Origin of the sequence: Nodosilinea sp. LEGE 07298, assembly GCF_015207265.1 — a bacterium.
Taxonomy (GTDB): Bacteria; Cyanobacteriota; Cyanobacteriia; order Phormidesmidales; family Phormidesmidaceae; genus Nodosilinea.
This window is the reverse complement of record NZ_JADEXE010000107.1, coordinates 1-19,489: the sequence shown is the minus strand read 5'-3', so window position 1 is coordinate 19,489 and position 19,489 is coordinate 1. Positions and strand designations below refer to the sequence as shown.

Genomic DNA, 19,489 nt, shown 5'->3' with positions numbered 1-19,489 from the left:
GGCCTCCCCAGTCAACGGCCCAAGCCCAGGCTTCTGCTCAGGCCCGTGCCCAAGCGGCCGCCCGCACGGCTGGTCAAGCCGCCGCCCAGGCGGCAGCTGGCCAGGCTCAAGCGTCGGCAAGACAGGCTCCTCCAGCAGGCCAGGCTCCTCCGGCTCCAGCGTCAGCCCCAGCCGGGCAACCACCAGCTCCGGGCCAGGCTCGCCATCGACCGGCCTCACCGCCCCCTATGCCCAAGGCGGCTGAAACCCTTAAGGTCAGCAGCGGGCTCACCCTCGAAAAAATTGTGCGAGAGGCCTTTGATAAGGGCTTTTCTGACATTCACCTAGGAGTGGGTGAAATACCTCGGTTCCGCGATCGCGGCGATATTTCCCCCACCGAGTACCCAGCCACCGACGAAGCGACCTTCTTTGCCTGGCTCGACGAAATTCTTAAGCCTGACGAAGTGCAGGAGTTTCGTCGCACCCTCGACTTTGACGGGGCGGCCCAGTACGACTTCACCCGAATCCGGATTAACATTTTTGATTCATTGCGTGGCCCGGCTATGGTGCTGCGTTTGATTCCGGTAAAAATTCTCACCCTCGACCAACTAGGGTTTTCGCCCATCTTTAGGGATGTGTGCCACTACCACAAGGGTTTGGTTCTAGTCACCGGGCCGACGGGTTCAGGTAAATCGACCACCATGGCGGCGATGATTGACTACGTCAACACCGAAATGCCCAAAAACATCATCACCATTGAAGACCCGGTAGAATTTGTGCACACCAGCAGGCGATCGCTGATCAAACAGCGGGAAGTGGGGATGCACACCCAAAAGTTCGACAACGCCCTCAAGGCCTCTCTGCGGGAAGACCCCGACATCATTCTGGTGGGTGAAATGCGGGACAAAGAAACCGTCAACACCGCCCTTAAAGCTGCCCAGACCGGCCACTTGGTCATGGGTACCCTGCACACCAACAGCGCCGTCAAAACCGTAGAGCGGATTCTCAACCTCTACGAACCTGAGCAGCAGGCCCCGGTGCGGGTATCCCTGGCCGAGTCGCTGGTAGCGGTCATTGCCCAGGGGCTCTGTCGCACCACCGACGGTAAGCGGGCCGCCTTCCACGATATTCTCATTAACACCGACGCCATCAAAGACTATATTCTGCGGGGCCAGCTCGATGAAGTCGAAGCGCTGATTCCCAAATGTACTTTCGACGGCATGTGTACCATGAACCAGTCGCTCTACGCTCTCTACGAGTCGGGGCGGATTACCGAAGAGACCGCGCTGGAAATGTCGCCCAGGCAAAATGAAATGGCCCAAATGCTGCGAGGTCGTGTCTAACGTCGCCATGCCTGACTCGGTTGCCCCCAGTTTTAAGGGCATTGCCCTATTTACCCCAGGGGGCGACTGTGTCTACTGCCTAGACGAACAAAAGCGCGCCCACTGGCATCTAGACCTGTGCGCCACGCTGCAAACTCACCTGGGATTGGCCGAGCCGCCCTACTTTTTGCTGCCCTGCTTTACAGCCACCGTAGACCGCTGGGTCAACCCTAAGACTCAGACTCCAGTTATGGTGGCTGAGGCATACCCTCGGGCGCTGCGGTTTCAGCCCCTGCTTAACGCGCTGTTTGGCCTAGGTAGCTTACAGTGGCAGCCCAACTACAGCAGCGCCGAAGAATGTTCTGTGGCACTCATTGAGTCGTACCGGCCCACCTTTCCTCAGCTGTGGGAGTGCCACGATCTAATCATTCAAGTTGAGCAGGCTACTGGGCGCTCAGAAGAACCTTTACCAGCCGATGTTCTCGATAGCGCGCTACCCCAGCCCCACTGCTTTAAGCTGTTTGTCAGTGGAGCTGACACCGTTGCCACTGAGAAAATGCTGAGGTTTTTGTACACCACCCTAGAATCAACTCTGCCCGGTTCCTACACGCTACAGGTCATTGACGTTACCACCCACCCCGCCGAAGCCGAGGCGGCCTATATTTCCGCCACGCCAACCCTGATTCAGGTATCACCAGAGCCGGTGCGTCGGGTAGTCGGCAACGTGCAGAGCCAAGAGCAAATGGCGCTGCTGCTGGCTTAACCACTGGTTCTGGGCTAGTTTTGGGCTGTGCAATCTGACAGCACCACGGTATTGTCAACTTCAACCAGAACGTCTTCGCCCTTGTTCCACAGGGTCGTGGTACCGTCGCTGTAGCGAGCCCCAGTGTCCATCTAATTCCTTGAGCTGGTTATCTATGTCGGTAAAAAATGTTGTCTCTCTCGGTATGCTGCTCTTCATTCCCATTTCGATCGCAGCAGAACGGCTGGAGTGGGGTGCCCTAACCGTATTTGGGCTGTCAGCACTGGCCATTGTGCCTCTGGCGATTTGGCTGAGTACCGCTACCGAAGAGCTAGCCGTAGTGACAGGCCCTACCATTGGCGGCTTAATCAATGCTGTCTTTGGCAATGCCACCGAGCTGATTATTGCGCTAGTTGCCCTCAAAGCAGGCTTGATTGGCATTGTAAAAGCCAGCATTACCGGCTCGCTGTTGGCCAACCTGCTGCTGGTGCTGGGGCTCTCGATGTTCTTTGGCGGGCTGCGCTACAAAGAGCAAGAGTTTAATCGCAAAGTGGCCGGCATTAATGGCAGCACGATGGCCCTGGCGGTGACGGCAATTGTGCTGCCCGCCATGGTGATCAACACCTCTAATATCGTAGAGCCGGTCGCTATTAACCGGCTCTCGCTAACGGTCGCTGCGGTGATGATTTTGGTCTACGGGCTAACGCTGCTCTTTTCGCTCAAGACCCACAGCTACCTCTACGACGTTGGGGTCAGCGATTTTGAGGGTGGCCACGGTGAGGGCGAGCACGGTGAGGGCGAAAAGCCCAACCTGTGGCTCTGGATTGGCGTGCTTTTGGCCGCCACGGTAGGCGTGGCGATTGAGTCAGAAATTTTTGTGGGGGCGGTGGAAGAAACTGCCCGTAGCCTGGGGCTGACTGACTTATTTACCGGGGTGATTTTGCTGCCGCTGGTGGGCGGTGCGGCGGAGTATGTCACCGCTGTGCGCATGGCGGTGAAAAATAATATGGACCTGGCGGTGTCGATCGCGATGGGGTCGAGTCTGCTGGTGGCCCTGCTGGTAGCCCCTCTGCTGGTGATTGTGGGTCAGTTGATTGGCCAACCGATGGACTTGAACTTTGGCCCTTTTGAGGCGATCGCAGTGGTTATTGCCGTTGCGGTGGTCAACCTGATTAGCCAGGATGGCAAATCAAACTGGCTAGAGGGGGTGCTGCTGCTCTCTACCTTCGTCATTCTGGGAGCCTCATTTTTCTTCCACCCAGTGTAGAGCCGGTGTAGGGCCAATATAGGCATCAACCAAATGGCGTTATGGTCAATCCTTCGCTAGCCCCATTAGGCAGCAGAGCTTATAAACAGCCCTGGCCCCCACGTTGCCATCCCACTCGCCGTCGCCCACCTCCGACAGGTCAAAACCGATGATCTGCCGTCCGCTGCGAATCACCTGGCGCAGCAGACAAAAGACTTCCTCTAGCTCTAGCCCGCCGGGGACAGGGGTGCCGGTATTGGGGCACAGTTTTGGGTCGAGGCCATCGGTATCGAAGCTAACGTAAACCTTTTCGGGCAAATCTGCCACGATCGCCTCACACTGCTGCATCCAGGGCATTCCCTGGTAGGTGTTTTCTTTCACCACGGCGTCGTAGTAGGTAACAATGCGTCCTTCAGAACGCTGGATCAGCGCCACCTCGTCGTGGCACAGGTCGCGAATGCCCACCTGCACCAGCCGACTAACCTGGGGCAACTCCAGCAGGTTGAACATAATCGACGCGTGGGAGTAGCGGAAGCCCTGATAGGCCTTTCTCAGGTCGGCATGGGCGTCAATGTGCAGTACGCCAAAGTCGGCGTGGCGATCGGCCAAGGCCTGTAGGTACCCCAGCGGCACGCTGTGGTCGCCGCCGATTACCCCCACTCGTTTGCCCTGTTCAAGGGCGTTGGCAGACTGGGCGTAGAGCCAGCCGGTCATTTGTTCGCAGGCGTGGTTGACATTGTCTAGGTCGGTTTGAAGCAGGGGTTGGGTAGCGATCGCAATCCCCTCCTCTGTAGCCTGAATGACGCGATTGGCCGCCTCCCGCACCTGAACATTGAGATCGTACAGGTGTTGCGGAATCGGCGGCATGTAGATGCCCTGCCGCCATCCGTCGGGATTGTCGCGATCGTACAGATCGAGCTGGGGGGACGCCTCCAGCACCCGTCGCGGCCCCTGGGCGGTGCCCTGGTGGTACGACACTGTCACCTCCCAGGGCAGGCCAAAGACAATGATGCCCGCCGTGTCGTAGTCGTAGGGCAGTCCGTAGAGGTTGCCGTTGTCGAGGCCCACGCCGCTGGGGTCAAAGTTGTGCAGATTGGCGGTTGAGGTAGTCATAGAGCAGATACTAGCGATAGCGTAGAGTTAACGGTACTGAACTGGCGGGAGAATTGCATGCAGGCAGTTGAGTTTGAAACCAAGATTGAGAACGGGGCGATCGCGATCCCTCCTCAATACCAGCAGACCTTTGGCAACAGTGCTCAGGTAAAGGTCATTCTGCTCATGCCCGAGCCCTCTATCCTCGAAGAAGAAGACATGATTGCAAACTTGCTTGAGCATCCCCTCGACATCGACAACTTCATGCCCAAAACCCGCGAAGACCTCTATGACCGATAATGTAGTACAGCCTCACAGCTGCTTTGTCGATTCCAATGTGTGGCTCTACGCTTTCAACCGTCGGCAAGATGAGGCTAAGCATCAAATCGCAAAAGCTATTGTTGCGGAACCAGACCTGTTAGTTAGCACCCAGGTGATCAACGAAGTTTGTAAAAACTTGCTCCAAAAGGCCAGCTTTAGCGAGGCACAAATTTCAAAGGTCATTACAGCGTTCTACAAGCGTTGTCGGGTAACGCATCTGTCTAAAGAAATTTTGCTTCAGGCTTCGGTTCTGCGAACCCGGTATCAACTTTCATTTTGGGATAGCCTTATCTGCGCTGCTGCACTCAATACTGGCGCAATTATTCTCTACAGCGAAGACATGCACGATGGGTTGAATATTGAAAATCGCCTCACCGTAACCAATCCATTTAGCCAGACCTAGCTACTGTTAGCAATGCAGAATCTAAGAGATAGGAGAAGCCTGGCCTCTCCTATCTCCAACAATTTCCTCTACCCCTTCAGCATAGTCTGTACAAAGGTGGGTAGGGCAAAGGCCGCCTGGTGCATACCCACGTTGTAGTACTGCAAAGCGTGCTCAGCGGCAAAACCCTCCGACTTCGCCGCATCCATGCCCTGAATCGGGTGGGCCGCGCCCTTGGTGGCGTAGTTAAAGCTCCACATGCCCGTCGGGTAGGTGGGAATAAACGCCAGGTAGCAAAACACATTCTCGTCGCCAAAAATGCCCTTGAGGCAGTGGTGAATATCCACGAAGGCCCGTTGGTTAAACCGGGGTGATTCGCTTTGAGCGGCGATCGCACCACCCGGCTTCAAGCAGCGATATACCTGCTCATAGAATGCTGTGCTAAACAGCCCCTCCGATGGCCCCACCGGATCGGAAGAATCGATCACAATCAGGTCGTAGCTAGCGTCGGGGGCGTTGGCCACAAAGGCAATGCCGTCCTCAATGCGGAGGTCGAGTTTGGGGTCTTCTAGCGCACCGGATAGCGAGGGCAAAAATTCCTTCGAGGCCCGCACCACCGCTTCGTCAATTTCAACCATGGTGACGTTTTCGACCTGGGGATGGCGCAAAATTTCACGCACGCTGCCGCCGTCGCCGCCGCCGATCACCAGCACGTTTCTAAAGCTGGGGTTGAGCAGCATCGGCACGTGGATGATCATCTCGTGGTAGGCATTTTCATCCTTTTCGCTGCACATCACCATGTTGTCGATGGTGAGCATTTTGCCATAGGCAAAGGTGTCGAAGATTTCAACGGTTTGGTAGGGCGACTTTTCACGAAAAACGCGATCGCCCTTGTGGCGAATCGACAGGGCAATGTCGTCGTTTTTGTCGGTAAACCAGACGCTGCGGCTCTGTTTGGGGGTGATCAGCCTGTTGGTCACCTCATCGCGCAGTTCCCCCAGGTCAACGTCGATGCGCTCCAGCAGTTCGAGCTGGCCCCGGTTCATCTCAAGGGCTGAGCCGTAGTCGGCCTTAAAAGCCAGCTTGAGCTTATCGAACGAAATCCAGGGGTTGACGGTGTCGCCGCAGGTAAACAGGTCTACCGCCGCATAGCGGTACTCGGGCCAGGTGTGAATCGCCAGGTGGCTCTCTTGAATCACTACCACCCCCGACACCCCAAAGGGCGAAAAGTGGTGAAACACCGAGCTAATCACCGTCGCCCCGGCGTCGGCGGCAGCGCCCACCATGCTGCTCTCAATCAGCGGCACGTCGTTGAGAATGTCTGACGAACAGCCAAAGAACTCAACTAAAATATGTCGTCCAAGCGATTTCATGCGCCCATTTCCCCTAGAGTGGCCCGAGTCAAAGCCCGAGTGAAAGATCGAAACTGTATCACCGTTTTAGATTCTATTTCCCCAGGGCCATTTCAATGCGTTGTCTCAGCAGACTGTCAGGGCTAAACCCCAAATATGCTGCTGAAATGTAGGGCAGATCACAATCTTTGCTGCTGCTGTACCCAGGAGATTCGCGCAGTAGCGGTTAAGACAGCGATCAGTGGGGGGGCTGCGTGTACGGTTTAACCTAAACCCGAGACCCGAAACCCTAAACCCTCTCTAACCCGCCTGTAACTCATCCAGCTTGGCCAGCACCTCTCGACTGTGAATCACCGGCTGCACGCCCAAAAAACGCGCCCGTATAGTACCGTCGGGGCCAATGATATAGGTGTGCCGCAGCGACATCGCTCCCAGCCACGATCGATAGGCCTTGCTGACCGCTCCCCTGGGGTCAGACAGCAGCGGAAACTCTAGCCCCTCAGCATCACAAAATTCGGCGTGAGACTCAACGCTGTCGGCGCTAATACCGATGACTTGAACATTGCGAGCCTTGTACTCAGCAATGTCGCGCTCAAACCGCTGGGCCTCGATAGTGCAGCCGGAGGTAAAGTCGCGAGGGTAAAAGTACAGCACCACCCACTGGTTGCGAAAGTCGGCTAGCGAAATTTCCCCAGCCCCGGCGTTGGTCGGCAGCGTGAACTCGGGAGCCGGATCGCCCAGTGGAATTTGAGCGCCTCCCAGGGCCAGCGCAGGCAGAGGAGCAACAATCCAGCTCAAGCACACCAGGCAAACACCCAAAGCGGCTTGCAGAAAACGGCGGCGGGTCATGACAGGTTCTTCCTTGGGGATGATTCTGAAAGCTCTTTACCAAAGTTTACAATAACGTTGTTATCTTTCCTGCTGCCGGAGCCTAGCCTATGTCCCCGATCGCCAATCTGCAAACCGTGACCCTTGGCCCCGGTGGCCTGGTTGTACCGGCTCTGGGCGTGGGCACCTGGGCCTGGGGCGACTCCCTTTTCTGGGACTACGGCAAGGCCTACAGCGACAGCGACCTAAGCGCTGCCTTCGACGCTTGCCTCGATGCGGGGCTTACCCTGTTCGACACCGCCGAGATCTATGGCTTTGGCCAGTCTGAGAGACTAATTGGCCGCTTCATGCAGCAGCGTCCTCAGCAGGCCGCCCAGCCACCCGTCGTGGCCACCAAATACTTTCCACTGCCCTGGCGCTTTTCGAAGCAATCTGTCGCCGATGCCCTGGCGGCCAGCCTCGATCGCCTCCAGGTGGCCTCGGTGGCGCTGTACCAGGTGCATCAGCCGGTGAGTTTTCTGCTCAGCCAAAAAGACCTGATGCAGGCCCTAGCGGCGGAGGTCAAGCGGGGCCGCATCGGCGCAGTGGGGGTGAGCAACTACTCCGCCACCCAAATGCGCGAAGCCCACGGCTACCTGGCCGAGCAGGGCGTGCCCCTAGCAGTGAATCAGGTGCAGTATTCCTTGCTCCACCGCAAGCCTGAGACCAATGGCATCATCGACACGGCGAGAGAGCTAGGGGTCACAATTCTTGCCTACAGTCCCCTGGCCCAGGGCTTGCTGACGGGCAAGTATACGCCAGAGGCCGACCTCAAACCCGCTGGAGCCCGCTGGCTCGACCCCCGCTTTAGCCAGAGCGGTCTCACCAAGCTGATGCCCGTGATTGGGGCATTGAAGGAGATCGGTGAAAAAAGAGACCGCACCCCTGCCCAGGTGGCCCTCAACTGGCTGGTAGCCCAGGGCAATGTAATGCCCATTCCTGGTGCTAAAAATGCCCGCCAGGCGGCGCAAAACGCTGGCGCACTGGGTTGGCAATTGACTACTGATGAGTTGGAGCAGCTTGACCAGCTAACCCAGCGCTATTGCTAGACTGAGGGGCTGCGATCGCAGCCTCACGGATATTTTCAAAATCTTCAAAAATACTTCTAACGGAAGATGCTTAAGCAAAAAAACGTTTTTTGAAAACGCATTTTCTAGTGGATTAATTCTTTTTACTTGAGTTTGTAATTTCACCCAAAAAATAAAAACATCTACCCAACAATAGTGACTGTATTAAGCGATACAAATAGTCACGCAATGTAAAGCATCCGTTGACGCTTGTTGTTTTTCCCTTCTACAATTTAGACATCGAACAAGTCAGCCTAATCTAGTTTTCCTAACAGCTAGAGCGGGGGAACCAAGTAAAGGGGCGTGTTTCCGATTTCTTAAACCCCCATGAAGGGTAATCGGAAAAGGGTATCTCTCAACCCTAGCCCGTCAGCTAACCTCGTCGGCATTGAGGGAGACTGAACTATCACCATTTACGCTAATGCGTTGATTGTTTCAGTGTCCTAAGTCGTGTTAACACGGCTTGTTCGCTGTCCATGATTAGGCTCCAGGAGGGTCTCATGCAGCTCAAATCGCGCGCCACTGCCCCACTAAGGCAGTCCCATTCGATCGCCCCTCAGATTTCTCCCGAGGCTGCGATCAAGCCCATGATTATGCGGTTAGAGGCGGCCCTGGGTCGCCGCGATCTAGCTAAAAAAATTGTTCTACTTCTGCGGCCCAAACCGCCCATTACAGGCCCTAATATAGACGAGCAAACTATCAATTTTGTGGTGGGCTACAGCGGTTCGGCCCGCAGCCAGGCTGCCCTCGATCTTGCCCTGTGTGTAGCTCACCAAACCCGTTTGGCCAAGCCTAACCCTGTGCATGTACATGTTGTTTACGTAGTTGATAAAACTCGCCCCAAAACCATCGCCAATGCCGATCGCATTCTTTGGCAGGCCCGCTGTTTGGCCAGTGAGTGGCGCGGGTCGCTCAACGCCCACCTGCGAGTCGGCCAGGTGGCAACCGAACTCAGCCAGGTGGCCCAAGAGATTGGGGCCGAAGTGCTGCTGGTGGGCTGTCATTCGGCTAAGCACAAGCTGGTGCAGCAGCTAGACTCCCAGACTCCGTGTTCTGTGCTGGGGCTACCCAAGTAGTCCCCAAACCCAGCTAGACAACCCTGCGGAATGCAGGGTTTGAATTCACGGCACCAGGGGGTTGCCTCGGTTCGTGAACGTCACCGCTTCGATTTTCCAGTCGGGCTGGTTGATCAGCGTTTCGCGTAAGCTGCCGAGCAGCGCTTTTTGTTCGCACACCGACAGCGACTGTAGCACCCGCCGCGAGGTGCGAGCCACGCGCAGGTCGATGGTGACGGTTTTGGTTTCGGGGTCAAAGCGGGTGCGGTAGCCGGAAAGGGTCAGCTCTGGGATGGCCTGTTCAGCCATGATGAGGGCAACGGCGGTTTCCATGCTTTGAGGGCGGGGCACGAGAATGGGCTCTCGCTGGTAGTTTTCGCAGCGATCGTCGAGGGTGTAGAGATCTACGGCAACTGGGTCGGTGGGTACCACCAGTCGACGGGCCTTGGCCTGCACGATGCGGTTGGCGCTGACCAACGCATCGGCGGAGCTGGGGGCCAATTCTATAGATTGAAACGGGGTGGCGATCGCGGCTTCGGTAGAGCTAGCCGCATCTGGTGCGATCGCCGATGTTCCGCCTGTCGCCCCAGCGCACCCTCCGAGTAACCCCAAAAAGGCCAGAGAAATTGTTCCAAAGACTGTCCCAAAACTTATTCCTGAGGCCCTGAGCCAGGTATGGTGAGGACGGTATTGAACGGGGTTGAGACAACGGGTCATGGCAAGTGCTTCCTGGAATCGACGACACGTACTGTCGCTGGCCGATTTTACGGCAGCAGAGCTAGAAACGGTGATGGAAACGGCGGTGAGCTTTTGGCAAGTGCTGTCGCGCCGCACCCGTAAGGTGCCCGCCCTGCAGGGATTGGTGGTCACCAACATGTTTTTTGAGCCCTCCACCCGTACCCGCAGCAGCTTTGAACTAGCCGCCAAGCGGCTGTCAGCAGATGTGCTCAACTTTGCCCCCGGCACGTCGTCGCTGACTAAAGGTGAGACCATTCTAGACACCGCCAAGACATACCTGGCCATGGGCACCAACCTGATGGTGATTCGCCATCAGGAGTCGGGAGTGCCGGGGGCGATCGCCGCCGAGATGGACCGGCTGCAAACGGGAGTCGGCGTGCTCAATGGCGGTGATGGGCTGCACGCCCACCCCTCCCAGGCCCTACTCGATCTATTCACGCTGGGCCTGACCCTAAATCCGGATCAACCCACCGCCTCGCTGCTGGCGGGCAAAAAAATTGCCCTAGTGGGCGACATTCTGCACTCCCGCGTGGCCCGCTCTAACCTGTGGTGCCTCACCGCCTGCGGAGCCGAGGTGCACCTGGCTGCACCCCCGACCCTGCTGCCTCCCGGCTTTGCCGACGCCTTCGCCACCCAATCGCCGATCGCAATTCCCCGCGCCATTATTCAGCACAGCACCCTGGCCCCAGCGCTAGAGAATGCCGATTTTGTCATGACCCTGCGCCTGCAAAAGGAGCGCATGACCCAGCACCTGCTGCCCAGCCTGCGCGAGTACCACCAGGGCTTTGGCATTACGCGCGATCGCCTGCAACCCTGCCAGCCCACCGTCAAAGTGCTGCATCCTGGCCCCGTCAACCGTGGCGTCGAAATCAGCTCCGATGTCATGGATGACCCCACCCTGAGCCTGATCGGCGACCAGGTGACCAGCGGCGTCGCCGTGCGTATGGCCCTGCTGTATTTGATTGGGGTGGGGGATAAGGGTGGATGAGTGGATGAGTGGATGAGCGGATGAGCGGATGAGTGGGTGATCGCCTACCCATCTACCCATCTACCCATCTAACCCACCTACCCACCTACCCATCTACCCATCTACCCATCTACTCATCCACGCACCTACCCTGTTCTCACCCCAAACCCTGGCTCCCCGGTTTCTCGCGCAAAATAGCGGCCCATCATGCCGTAGCCGATTAGGCCGGCCCATTCGCGCAGCACTAGGAATTGGCGTTTGCGATTGTTTAGGCCGTTGGGCACCGGGCTGGGGTGGGGGATGACCTCAAACCCCAGGCTGCGAAAGGTGAGTAGCGATCGCGCCATGTGCGGCGGGTCGGTGACCAAAATTAGCCGCCTGATGCCCTGGGGTTGCAGCAGAGCCGCCGTGAATAGGGCGTTTTCGTTAGTGGTGGCCGAGCAGGGTTCGCCGTCAATAGCGGCGGCTGGCAGCCCGGCGGCCTCTAGCATTTGGCCAATTTCGATCGCGTCGCCGCGCCCGCTGGCAAATATGAGGGGCGATCGCTGCTGCTGCCAAAGCTCAGCGGCCACCTGTACCCGGCTGGGGCGAAAGTTTTCTCCCCGACCCAGGATGACAATTGCATCGGCCGTCTGGCCATTATCCTGGGGAATCAGCAGGGCTAGCCCTTTACCACCTACTTTAGCCCCTAGGGGAGACAGGCCCAGGCTGTACAACAGCAGCAGCATGACCCCCGCCAGGCTGACGCGGCGTTTCCACCGTCGGGGCCGTACAACCCAGGGGGCGGCGATCATGACGGCTAGCACCGGCAGCACGATGCTCGGCTGCATAAGTAGATTGAGTAGGTGCCAGAGCGATCGCGTTAGGTCACCCGCCGATGTAACTTGACAGACCGATAGATCAACCACGGTATACCTCCACTCGACTAAGACCTAAGCAGCAGGGCCACCCTATAATGCAAGGCAATGGCGACAGAGCATGTCGGCCTCAACACTAGCCAAGCCCTGATCCTTTCCGGGTATAAATTTTAGGGATGGGCACCTGCTCGGCGTCACCGCCATCACGGTAGACGAATTTTTGTTAAGTCGGTGCCGCCTCTGTCGTTTTTTATGAGTTCTTTATGCAGCTTGCTACCTCCGGGCCTTCTGTAGACACCACCGTCGGCAGCCTGCGGGTCACCTTTGCCCCCCTGTCTTTGGAGGATGTCTACGCCCTGGCTGATGACTCTGCCAACGGAGCCGTGGTGGTAATGAGCGGCATGGTGCGCAACAACAGCGAGGGTAAATCTGTCGTCGCGCTGGAGTACCAGGCCTACGAACCGATGGCCCTGGAGGTATTCAAGCAAATTGCCGCCCAAATTCGCGCTACCTGGCCCGACGCCACCCGCGTGGTGATTCACCACCGCACTGGCAAGCTAGTGGTGGGCGACATCAGCGTGCTGGTGGCTGTGGGTTGCCCCCACCGGGCTGAGGCTTTTGCGGCCTGTCAGTATGCGATCGACACCCTCAAGCACAACGCCCCGATCTGGAAGAAAGAGCATTGGGAAGATGGATCAACCAGCTGGGTGAGTATTGGCAGCTGTGAAGAAGGTTGATGTTTCCCAGAGCCTTGGTAATACGGCGAGCTTGAGGGAGGACTGACCAAAGCTGGTTAACCCTTTGATGCCAGATTTGGCAAGAAGGCGAAACGCCTTAAACTAGGCTAGGATCATGCTTAATCTCACCAAAATCATAGCCAGGGCAAGGTGAGCACGCGTTTACCTCGCCCCCTCAAAGAGTTGACTTTTTCTCTAGAAGCAGTGTATAAGTGTCTTCATATTTTATATGAGGGGCAAAATTTACGCCTTTTCTCTTTGCACACAACTCAGTTTTTCCGACACATGAAACTGGTTGAAGTGTTGGTATAGTCCCGTCGATCATTTCAAGAAAAATCGTCATACTTTCCAACGGTTGAGCTCTTGCTAAATTGTTGGAAAAGTTCTCGCGGGTGCAATGGATGAGTCCGTCTCTTGCTCCGCTGGATTTATGCTGAAAGATTTACGATTTCTTTTTGGAGACAACCAATGAGATCTATAGGTAAGGGTTAAGCATCGTGAAACACATTGCTAGAAAGCTGACCGTCTTTTCTGCGTTGATTGCAACCAGTCTTTTCGGGATTGGCCTGGGGTCGATGGCTGCTGCTCAGGCCCAGGGATTGAAGCATTTTTCCGCAGTCATTGCTCAATCTTCTAACCCTGTCACCTACATGACGGTAATCGACAGAAACACTGTCGTGATTCAAATTTCAGAGGGAGGAGAATTTTTCTTTCATGGTTATCTAGAGCGCACCTCGGGCAGCACATTTACTGGAGAGGACGATCAGGTTCGCGTGATCTACGACGAGAACACCAAGCAACTTGTCGTCATCAACCGAGTGACGGGCGATGAATTTTATAACTACTATTTCTCCAACGTGGATGAAGGAGCCCTTTGAAGACATAAACTCTGGCTATTAATTGATCAAGCTAAACCCTGGTTTTCGATTTGCGATTTACAACGACAAAAAACTGTCAATTTATTGCATCACTGCAACGGAGAAATTAGTTTATGGGAAATTTTGCCCGAGCTACTGCCTACAAAATGCTGGCCGCCGCCGCAATCACTACATCCCTCACCCTGGCTAGCGCTGCACCGTCGCTAGCTCAGGCGCACACGGTCGTCCATTTTTCCTCTGGTAACGACAATGCCTATATGAGTTCCTCGGTCGTAGGCGACCAGTACCACGACTACATTTTGGGTGCCCGGGCGGGGCAGACGATGACGGTTTCGCTGATCACCGATGGAGTCGCCTATTTCAACATTTTGGCACCGGGCAGCAGTCGGGCACTCTACAACAGCTCAATGTCGGGTAATGACGGCACCGTTACGCTGCCCCGGAGCGGCGATTACACCGTTCGCGTCTATCTGATGGGAAATGATCGCGACAGCAATCGCACGGTGCCCTTTGAGCTTTCCGTTGCCATTCTGTAACGGGTGAACAATTTTTGGCGCGGCTGAATTGGGGCAGGGGCACGACCATTTGCCCCTGCTACAGGTATTCACTGTTTAACGCATACCGGTGTTCGGCAACCCCTGATTTATCCAGTCCGGAATGGCAGATTTAACCCCGCCGTTTGGGACGACTGCAACGCTGACACCCTAGCGATTCTTCATGTTGAACCCCGCGCAGCGGGACTACTAATCCTGATAGGTAATCTGTATGAAGTTGCATCAAGTAATTGCTGGGGTGGTGAGTTCGCTGATCATCGCAGCGACCTGCAATGCCCAGGCTCAGAATGCTGGCGATTCTGTGCGTGAGCTTAACGATTTGGTAAATGTGCGCGGGCGCGATGGAGAAGTTCAATTGCAGCAGCGGGGCTATACCTATCGCTGGGCCGAGAGTTCCGACGATGCGGTCTATAGCTACTGGACTCAGTCGAGCACAGGGCAGTGCATTACGGTGAGAACCGAGCAGGGGCGCTACGTTTCTCTGGCCTATACCGGGGGCACGGCTGACTGCGATCGCGGCGATCCGCCCGCCGTGAGCAATACCGCTCCCCCCGCCCTGCAAGACATGGTGGGTGCTAGGGCCGGTCAAGCCGAGGCCGAATTGCAGCGGCGGGGGTATAGCTATCGCCGCAACGAGCGCATATCCAATGCTGCCGTTGCGTCATTTTGGATCGAGGGCAATTCGGGGCGGTGCGTGGAAATTGTCACCTCAGATGGCCGCTACCAAGACATCTTTTACGTAGATTGGCACCACTGCGAGAACTAGCTGGATCGGTTCTTTGTTGCCATTCTGAGGCGCGTATGACCCTACCCAATAGAGCCAGTCTGCTGTACGGCTCGCCTTTAAACAAACCCCGCAACGCCGCTTTTCTGGTCGTTGTTCTACTGGTGCTGATTATCATCAGCGCGTCATCGTTCATCCAAGAATTTTCGGCGGTAACCCAGGGTGGTTTTCAGGTCTTTTTCATCGCTCTGGCGGGGGCGGCTTTGCTGGCGCTTGTGCCCCTGGCGATTGTGTGGTTTCTCGATCGCCGCGAACCCGAGTCGAGATGGCTCTACGCGATCGCCCTGCTGTGGGGCGGGCTAATTGCCACCGGAGTGGCACTGCCGCTCAACAACTTCCTCCTCACCACCATCGCCGGTTTTATCGATCTGCATCCCGCCCTTCAGACCATTTTTGGCTCCAATGCTGGGATGGTTTTGGGCGCTCCCGTGGCTGGGCCTCTGGTGGAAGAAACCACCAAAGGCCTGGGCGTGCTGCTGCTGTTTTGGCTGCTGCGGGCTGAGTTTGACAATGTTCGCGACGGCTTTATCTACGGCGCGCTGGTCGGCATTGGGTTTAACCTGTGCGAAGCGCCCCTGTACGTGCTGCAAGAATTTGTCATCGCCGGAGACGTGCCGCTGTATCTTCAGCTCGGGGATCGCTTCTCGCTGTTTGGCCTGGCGGGGCACGCGCTCTTCACCGGGCTCTTTGGCCTGGGGCTGGGGCTAGCTCGGCAGACCACCCGTCGCTGGCTGCGCTACGCGGCTCCTGTGGGGGGCTGGCTGCTGGGGTTTTCGGGGCATTTCCTCAACAATGCCATTGGCCTGATGGTGCGCTTGTTTGTTTTCATCACCACTGGGCAGCCGGTACCCCAAGCATCAACGCCCGAAGTGGCTCCTAGGATGGTTGAACCCTTCTTCCACGTGTGGATCATCCATAGTGCCTGGAGATTAATTGGCTTTTTCCCATTTTTCCTCATTGTTGGAGTGATGCTGTGGCAGAGCGGCATCTGGGAGCGGCAGGTGATTCGCGAGGAGCTGGCCGATGAGGGCGAACCTGTGATTTTGCCAGAAGAGTATGAAGCGGTGAAGGGCGATCGCATATTCAAAACGCGCTCCATTCCCCACCACAATCGACGCACATCCGCTGCGATTGTGCAGGCGCAGGATGAGCTGGCGATTCGCAAGTGGCGGGTCAAGCAGGCAGGGCAAGCGGTGGAAAGCGACCCCTTGGTGGCCTCCTGGCGAAATGAGCTGGGGCGGTTGCGGGGCTAATTCATTGCGTAGAGTTAGCAGTGTTTTTCTGAGCGGCGATCGCAGTTGCCATAGACAGCCTTAGTATTTAGGTGCTCAACCCGTTCCCTCCAAAATGGTTCAATTTAACCGATGCCTTCGTTTAGCAGTCCGGTTGGTGCTGATCGGCCTGATCACACTGGCGCTGGTGCTCGGTAGCGGTGCGATCGCTCAAGGACAGCTGCCCTCCCTACCCGCCTCTGGCAATAGCGCCTTCAGTACGCCAAATGGGGTCAGACGGCACGGAGAATACGAAACGGCCTCGATCAGATCGCCCCTAGATCGGAAAGAATTGTTTGAGGTCACCTCACCGACGATTTTTAATCGAGACAGCGTTCCAGAGGGGCTGCTGCCGGTTGAGGTGCGCGCTGAAGAGGTAAATGAGCGCTTGTGGCGGGTTTTTTACCGAATTTATACCAGTCAACAAGTCCCAACCGTGACGATCGCCACGCTTAGCAATCAACCCATTGTTCAAATTAGTGACGATCAGTCGTCTCGCCCTATCCGTCTCGTAACGGTAACCGAGCCTGACGCTGACTTCAACAGCAAAACCCTGGACGAACTTGCCCAGGAATGGCAAACAATTCTTCAAGATGAGGTAATTCGGTTCAGACAGTTAGGCACGCCAGAGGTCATTATTCAACGAATCTGGCAGGCGTTGCAAATCTTGCTGGGGTTGCTGCTGGTCAGTGCTGTGATCTGGTTTTTGCGCCGCAGGTTAACCCGCAGGCAGCAAACCCTAGAGAGCCTGTATCAAACACAGTTAGCCGCAATCACGGCCAGCACATCCTTAGAAACCAGCGCAGAGGAAGTGCCGCCAAAACCGACTGCCCCACCGGAAAGGATGGCAGGAGAAGAACCTGAGGCAAGCGCAATGGCTAATATGCGATCGCAATTCCTCACAACCGTGCAGCATCAATTTAGCGTGCAGCGCCAATTAGACGTCAATAGGTTTCTAAAATGGGCACTGTTCTGGGTGTTCATTCTGATGTGGTATGTCGGCATTGCTCGCATTGTGGCCATAGTTCCCCTCTTGATGCGGTGGAGCCTTTACGTCTGGGCAACACCTCTAGCCTTCATTGCCCTTTGGTTTGGCATTAGTTTAGCCATTCGCATCAGCAGCAGCCTGATCGACCGTTTAACCCTTTCCTGGAAAACCAGTCCCTACCTGCCGTTAGGAGAATCGCAGCGCATTGCTCTGAGAACCACAACGATCTCCAATGCCCTAAAGGGATTAACAACCTCGGTGCTGGTCATCGTGGGAATTATTTGGACACTCAGTTTATTTAACATCCCTACCGGCTCAATTTTGGCGGGAGGCGCTGTGATTGGTTTGGCCGTTTCCTTTGGTTCCCAAAGTTTGGTCAAAGATCTAGTCAACGGCTGCTTAATCTTGATTGAAGATCAGTTTGCGGTGGGCGATGTAGTTCAAATTGGGGAGAAAAGCGGACTGGTCGAAAACCTCAACCTGCGAGTGACTCAGCTGCGCAACAGCGAGGGCCAGCTGATTACCATTCCTAACAGCAACATCACCGATGTTAGCAACCTAACTCGCCTGTGGTCGCGAGTCGATTTTTCAATTGTGGTTGCCTACGAAAATGATCCTAAGCAGGTTTTCAGTGTTTTGCGGCAGGTGTGTGAACAACTCTACAGTGAGCCAGAATGGCGCGATCGCATGCCAGAACGCCCTACAGTTCTGGGTATTGATGATCTGTCCCACACGGGCATGCTCGTGCGCGTATGGCTCAAGACCGCACCTATGCAGCAGTGGATCGTGGGGCGAGAGTTTCGGCTGCGGGTACGCCAAGCCTTTGAAACCAACAACATTCAGATCGGCAAGCCGCAATCAATCAACTACAACACGAGCTTAGAAGATGCAACGTTTCACAACTAGCTAGCGCGAATCTCTTGTCGATAGTGGCTACTCTCCCTCGGTAACCCACTCCAGCTAGCAACACCAATAGATCGCACTACACCTATGCTGATCGGTTGAACAGGGTTTAAGTATCTTGATGGTGAAAATTAGCGGGAATGAATTAACTGAGCGATCGCCTGCACCAGCACTTTAGGATCAATGGGCTTCGAGATGTGCCTTTGGAAGCCTGCGGCAATCACCTGTTGTTGATTGGTATCGCCCGCATAGGCTGTCAGGGCGATCGCCGGAACTTGCCCCCCTTGTTCAGGGGCCAACGCCCTCACCTGCTGGATCAGCATATAGCCATCCATTTCTGGCATGCCAATATCACTCAACAGCACATCTGGCTTGGCCTGGGGCAAAACCAGCAGGGCCTCATGGGCAGAGGTAGCGGTGATCACCTGGGCTCCCTGCTGTTCTAAGACAAATACCACCAATTCTCGGGTGTCGGGTTCATCATCTACCACCACGATTTTGATGCCGTTCAAATCGTGGGACTGCTGGGGCGATCGCGTCCGGTTGACCTGTAACGCAGCCGACAAGAGGGGAAGCCGAATGGTAAAGGTTGCGCCTTGGTCCTCCCCCAAACTGTCGGCTCTAACGGTTCCTCCATGCAGTTCAACCAAATGGCGCACGATCGCCAGGCCTAAACCCAGGCCGCCAAATTTTCGGGTGGTTGTACCATCCGCCTGGCGGAAGTAGTCAAATACATGGGGTAAAAAGTCAGGCGAAATGCCTTTTCCCGTGTCGCTGACGGTGATTTGAGCGTAACTAGCGGTTTTTTCGTTGTTATTAATTATTCGGTTGTCGGTACTGACTAGAGACGAATCATCAATGGCCCATGACGAGTCCCCCGTGATCGATGACAAACGAATGTCAACCCGCCCACCCGCAGGCGTAAACTTCACCGCATTGGAGAGCAGATTCCAGACCACCTGCTGTAGTCGTGTAGAGTCACCCCAAACCATACATTTTGGATTTTGGCTAGGGCTCTGCGCCGCTGTGCTGGAGGAGTTTAGCTCGTCCTCGTTTTCTCCTGCAGAATCTAAAACCGTAAATTGTAAATCGATGGACTTGGCTTCGGCGGCCAGTCGCACCGTTTCCATGGCTCCTCGAATTTTGTTGACCAGATTGACCGGAGCCACGTTTAGGTTGAGCTTACCGCGCAAGATTCGCGACACATCGAGCAGGTCTTCAATCAGCTCTGATTGAAGCTTGGCATTGCGTTGAATGGTCCTAGTTCCAACTTATTTTGTGTCGGCTTTCCTGGGCAACGGCCTTCTGCCATTTAACGAAGAGGCAATCAGCAGGTTGCGCACCCAGTTGTCGTGATAGCGGAAACCGTTGAGTTGTTCAAAGGGGC

General features: G+C 55.8%; 19 protein-coding genes, 1 pseudogene and 1 riboswitch. Of the genes and pseudogenes, 14 read left to right on the top strand and 6 right to left on the bottom strand.

Annotated elements, in window-relative coordinates; translation table 11 throughout:
- From IQ273_RS15765 to cax, 3 genes are all read left to right on the top strand, one after another.
- On the top strand, window positions 1-1,322 hold a 1,322-nt coding region (locus IQ273_RS15765; protein WP_228053126.1), incomplete at its 5' end, for a type IV pilus twitching motility protein PilT.
- Between the two features lie 7 nt (window positions 1,323-1,329).
- Complete coding sequence (locus IQ273_RS15760) at window positions 1,330-2,064, top strand: circadian clock KaiB family protein (RefSeq protein WP_194024124.1); 735 nt, start codon at window positions 1,330-1,332, stop codon at window positions 2,062-2,064.
- Window positions 2,065-2,218: 154 nt separating this feature from the next.
- Window positions 2,219-3,310, top strand: coding sequence for a calcium/proton exchanger (cax, locus tag IQ273_RS15755; protein ID WP_194024123.1), 1,092 nt, complete (start codon window positions 2,219-2,221; stop codon window positions 3,308-3,310).
- Between the two features lie 45 nt (window positions 3,311-3,355).
- On the opposite strand, the gene IQ273_RS15750 is transcribed toward cax, so the two are convergent.
- Window positions 3,356-4,402 carry an agmatinase family protein gene (locus IQ273_RS15750; protein WP_194024122.1) on the bottom strand — a complete coding sequence of 349 codons (1,047 nt, stop codon included), beginning with the start codon at window positions 4,400-4,402 and terminating at the stop codon, window positions 3,356-3,358.
- A gap of 57 nt (window positions 4,403-4,459) precedes the next feature.
- Here IQ273_RS15750 and IQ273_RS15745 point away from each other — a divergent pair, with 57 nt between their 5' ends.
- A complete protein-coding gene (locus IQ273_RS15745; RefSeq protein ID WP_194024121.1) occupies window positions 4,460-4,681 on the top strand; it encodes a hypothetical protein in 222 nt (73 codons plus the stop codon).
- Window positions 4,671-5,105: a PIN domain-containing protein gene (locus IQ273_RS15740; RefSeq protein WP_194024120.1), complete on the top strand. Its 435-nt coding sequence runs from the start codon at window positions 4,671-4,673 to the stop codon at window positions 5,103-5,105. The genes IQ273_RS15745 and IQ273_RS15740 overlap by 11 nt, the downstream gene beginning before the upstream one ends.
- A gap of 68 nt (window positions 5,106-5,173) precedes the next feature.
- Here IQ273_RS15740 and speE read toward each other — a convergent pair whose 3' ends face one another.
- Both speE and IQ273_RS15730 read right to left on the bottom strand, forming a co-directional pair.
- Window positions 5,174-6,457, bottom strand: a complete 1,284-nt coding sequence (gene speE, locus IQ273_RS15735) for a polyamine aminopropyltransferase (protein ID WP_194024119.1) — start codon at window positions 6,455-6,457, stop codon at window positions 5,174-5,176.
- Between the two features lie 279 nt (window positions 6,458-6,736).
- On the bottom strand, window positions 6,737-7,285 hold the full coding sequence (locus IQ273_RS15730) for a peroxiredoxin (RefSeq protein WP_194024118.1): 549 nt from the start codon (window positions 7,283-7,285) through the stop codon (window positions 6,737-6,739).
- An 89-nt stretch (window positions 7,286-7,374) separates the two neighbouring features.
- Here IQ273_RS15730 and IQ273_RS15725 point away from each other — a divergent pair, with 89 nt between their 5' ends.
- Window positions 7,375-8,352 (top strand): aldo/keto reductase, encoded by a 978-nt coding sequence (locus IQ273_RS15725; RefSeq protein WP_194024117.1) that lies wholly within the window; start codon window positions 7,375-7,377, stop codon window positions 8,350-8,352.
- A gap of 259 nt (window positions 8,353-8,611) precedes the next feature.
- Window positions 8,612-8,772: riboswitch (cyclic di-AMP (ydaO/yuaA leader) on the top strand.
- A 98-nt stretch (window positions 8,773-8,870) separates the two neighbouring features.
- A complete protein-coding gene (locus IQ273_RS15720) occupies window positions 8,871-9,446 on the top strand; it encodes a universal stress protein (RefSeq protein ID WP_228053124.1) in 576 nt (191 codons plus the stop codon).
- Between the two features lie 45 nt (window positions 9,447-9,491).
- Here IQ273_RS15720 and IQ273_RS15715 read toward each other — a convergent pair whose 3' ends face one another.
- Entirely contained in the window at window positions 9,492-10,142 is a 651-nt protein-coding gene (locus IQ273_RS15715; protein WP_194024116.1) for a hypothetical protein, read from the bottom strand.
- Here IQ273_RS15715 and IQ273_RS15710 point away from each other — a divergent pair.
- The gene (locus IQ273_RS15710) at window positions 10,141-11,151 is read left to right on the top strand and encodes an aspartate carbamoyltransferase catalytic subunit (protein ID WP_194024115.1); all 1,011 of its coding nucleotides are present in this window, start codon (window positions 10,141-10,143) and stop codon (window positions 11,149-11,151) included. The genes IQ273_RS15715 and IQ273_RS15710 overlap by 2 nt on opposite strands.
- A gap of 125 nt (window positions 11,152-11,276) precedes the next feature.
- Here IQ273_RS15710 and IQ273_RS15705 read toward each other — a convergent pair whose 3' ends face one another.
- Entirely contained in the window at window positions 11,277-12,038 is a 762-nt protein-coding gene (locus IQ273_RS15705; RefSeq protein ID WP_313898137.1) for a YdcF family protein, read from the bottom strand.
- A gap of 212 nt (window positions 12,039-12,250) precedes the next feature.
- Here IQ273_RS15705 and IQ273_RS15700 point away from each other — a divergent pair, with 212 nt between their 5' ends.
- From IQ273_RS15700 to IQ273_RS15675, 6 genes are all read left to right on the top strand, one after another.
- Complete coding sequence (locus IQ273_RS15700; RefSeq protein ID WP_194024114.1) at window positions 12,251-12,724, top strand: molybdenum cofactor biosynthesis protein MoaE; 474 nt, start codon at window positions 12,251-12,253, stop codon at window positions 12,722-12,724.
- Between the two features lie 497 nt (window positions 12,725-13,221).
- Window positions 13,222-13,602, top strand: coding sequence for a hypothetical protein (locus IQ273_RS15695; protein WP_313898136.1), 381 nt, complete (start codon window positions 13,222-13,224; stop codon window positions 13,600-13,602).
- Window positions 13,603-13,715: 113 nt separating this feature from the next.
- On the top strand, window positions 13,716-14,138 hold the full coding sequence (locus tag IQ273_RS15690) for a hypothetical protein (RefSeq protein ID WP_194024113.1): 423 nt from the start codon (window positions 13,716-13,718) through the stop codon (window positions 14,136-14,138).
- A gap of 229 nt (window positions 14,139-14,367) precedes the next feature.
- Entirely contained in the window at window positions 14,368-14,922 is a 555-nt protein-coding gene (locus tag IQ273_RS33735) for a hypothetical protein (protein ID WP_228053122.1), read from the top strand.
- 35 nt (window positions 14,923-14,957) lie between these two features.
- On the top strand, window positions 14,958-16,193 hold the full coding sequence (locus IQ273_RS15680; protein WP_194024112.1) for a PrsW family intramembrane metalloprotease: 1,236 nt from the start codon (window positions 14,958-14,960) through the stop codon (window positions 16,191-16,193).
- Between the two features lie 136 nt (window positions 16,194-16,329).
- Window positions 16,330-18,105: a mechanosensitive ion channel family protein gene (locus tag IQ273_RS15675; protein ID WP_313898138.1), complete on the top strand. Its 1,776-nt coding sequence runs from the start codon at window positions 16,330-16,332 to the stop codon at window positions 18,103-18,105.
- 128 nt (window positions 18,106-18,233) lie between these two features.
- Here IQ273_RS15675 and IQ273_RS15670 read toward each other — a convergent pair.
- A pseudogene (locus IQ273_RS15670) lies at window positions 18,234-19,361 on the bottom strand (ATP-binding protein); the annotation flags it as partial.
- Window positions 19,362-19,489 lie beyond the last annotated feature (128 nt).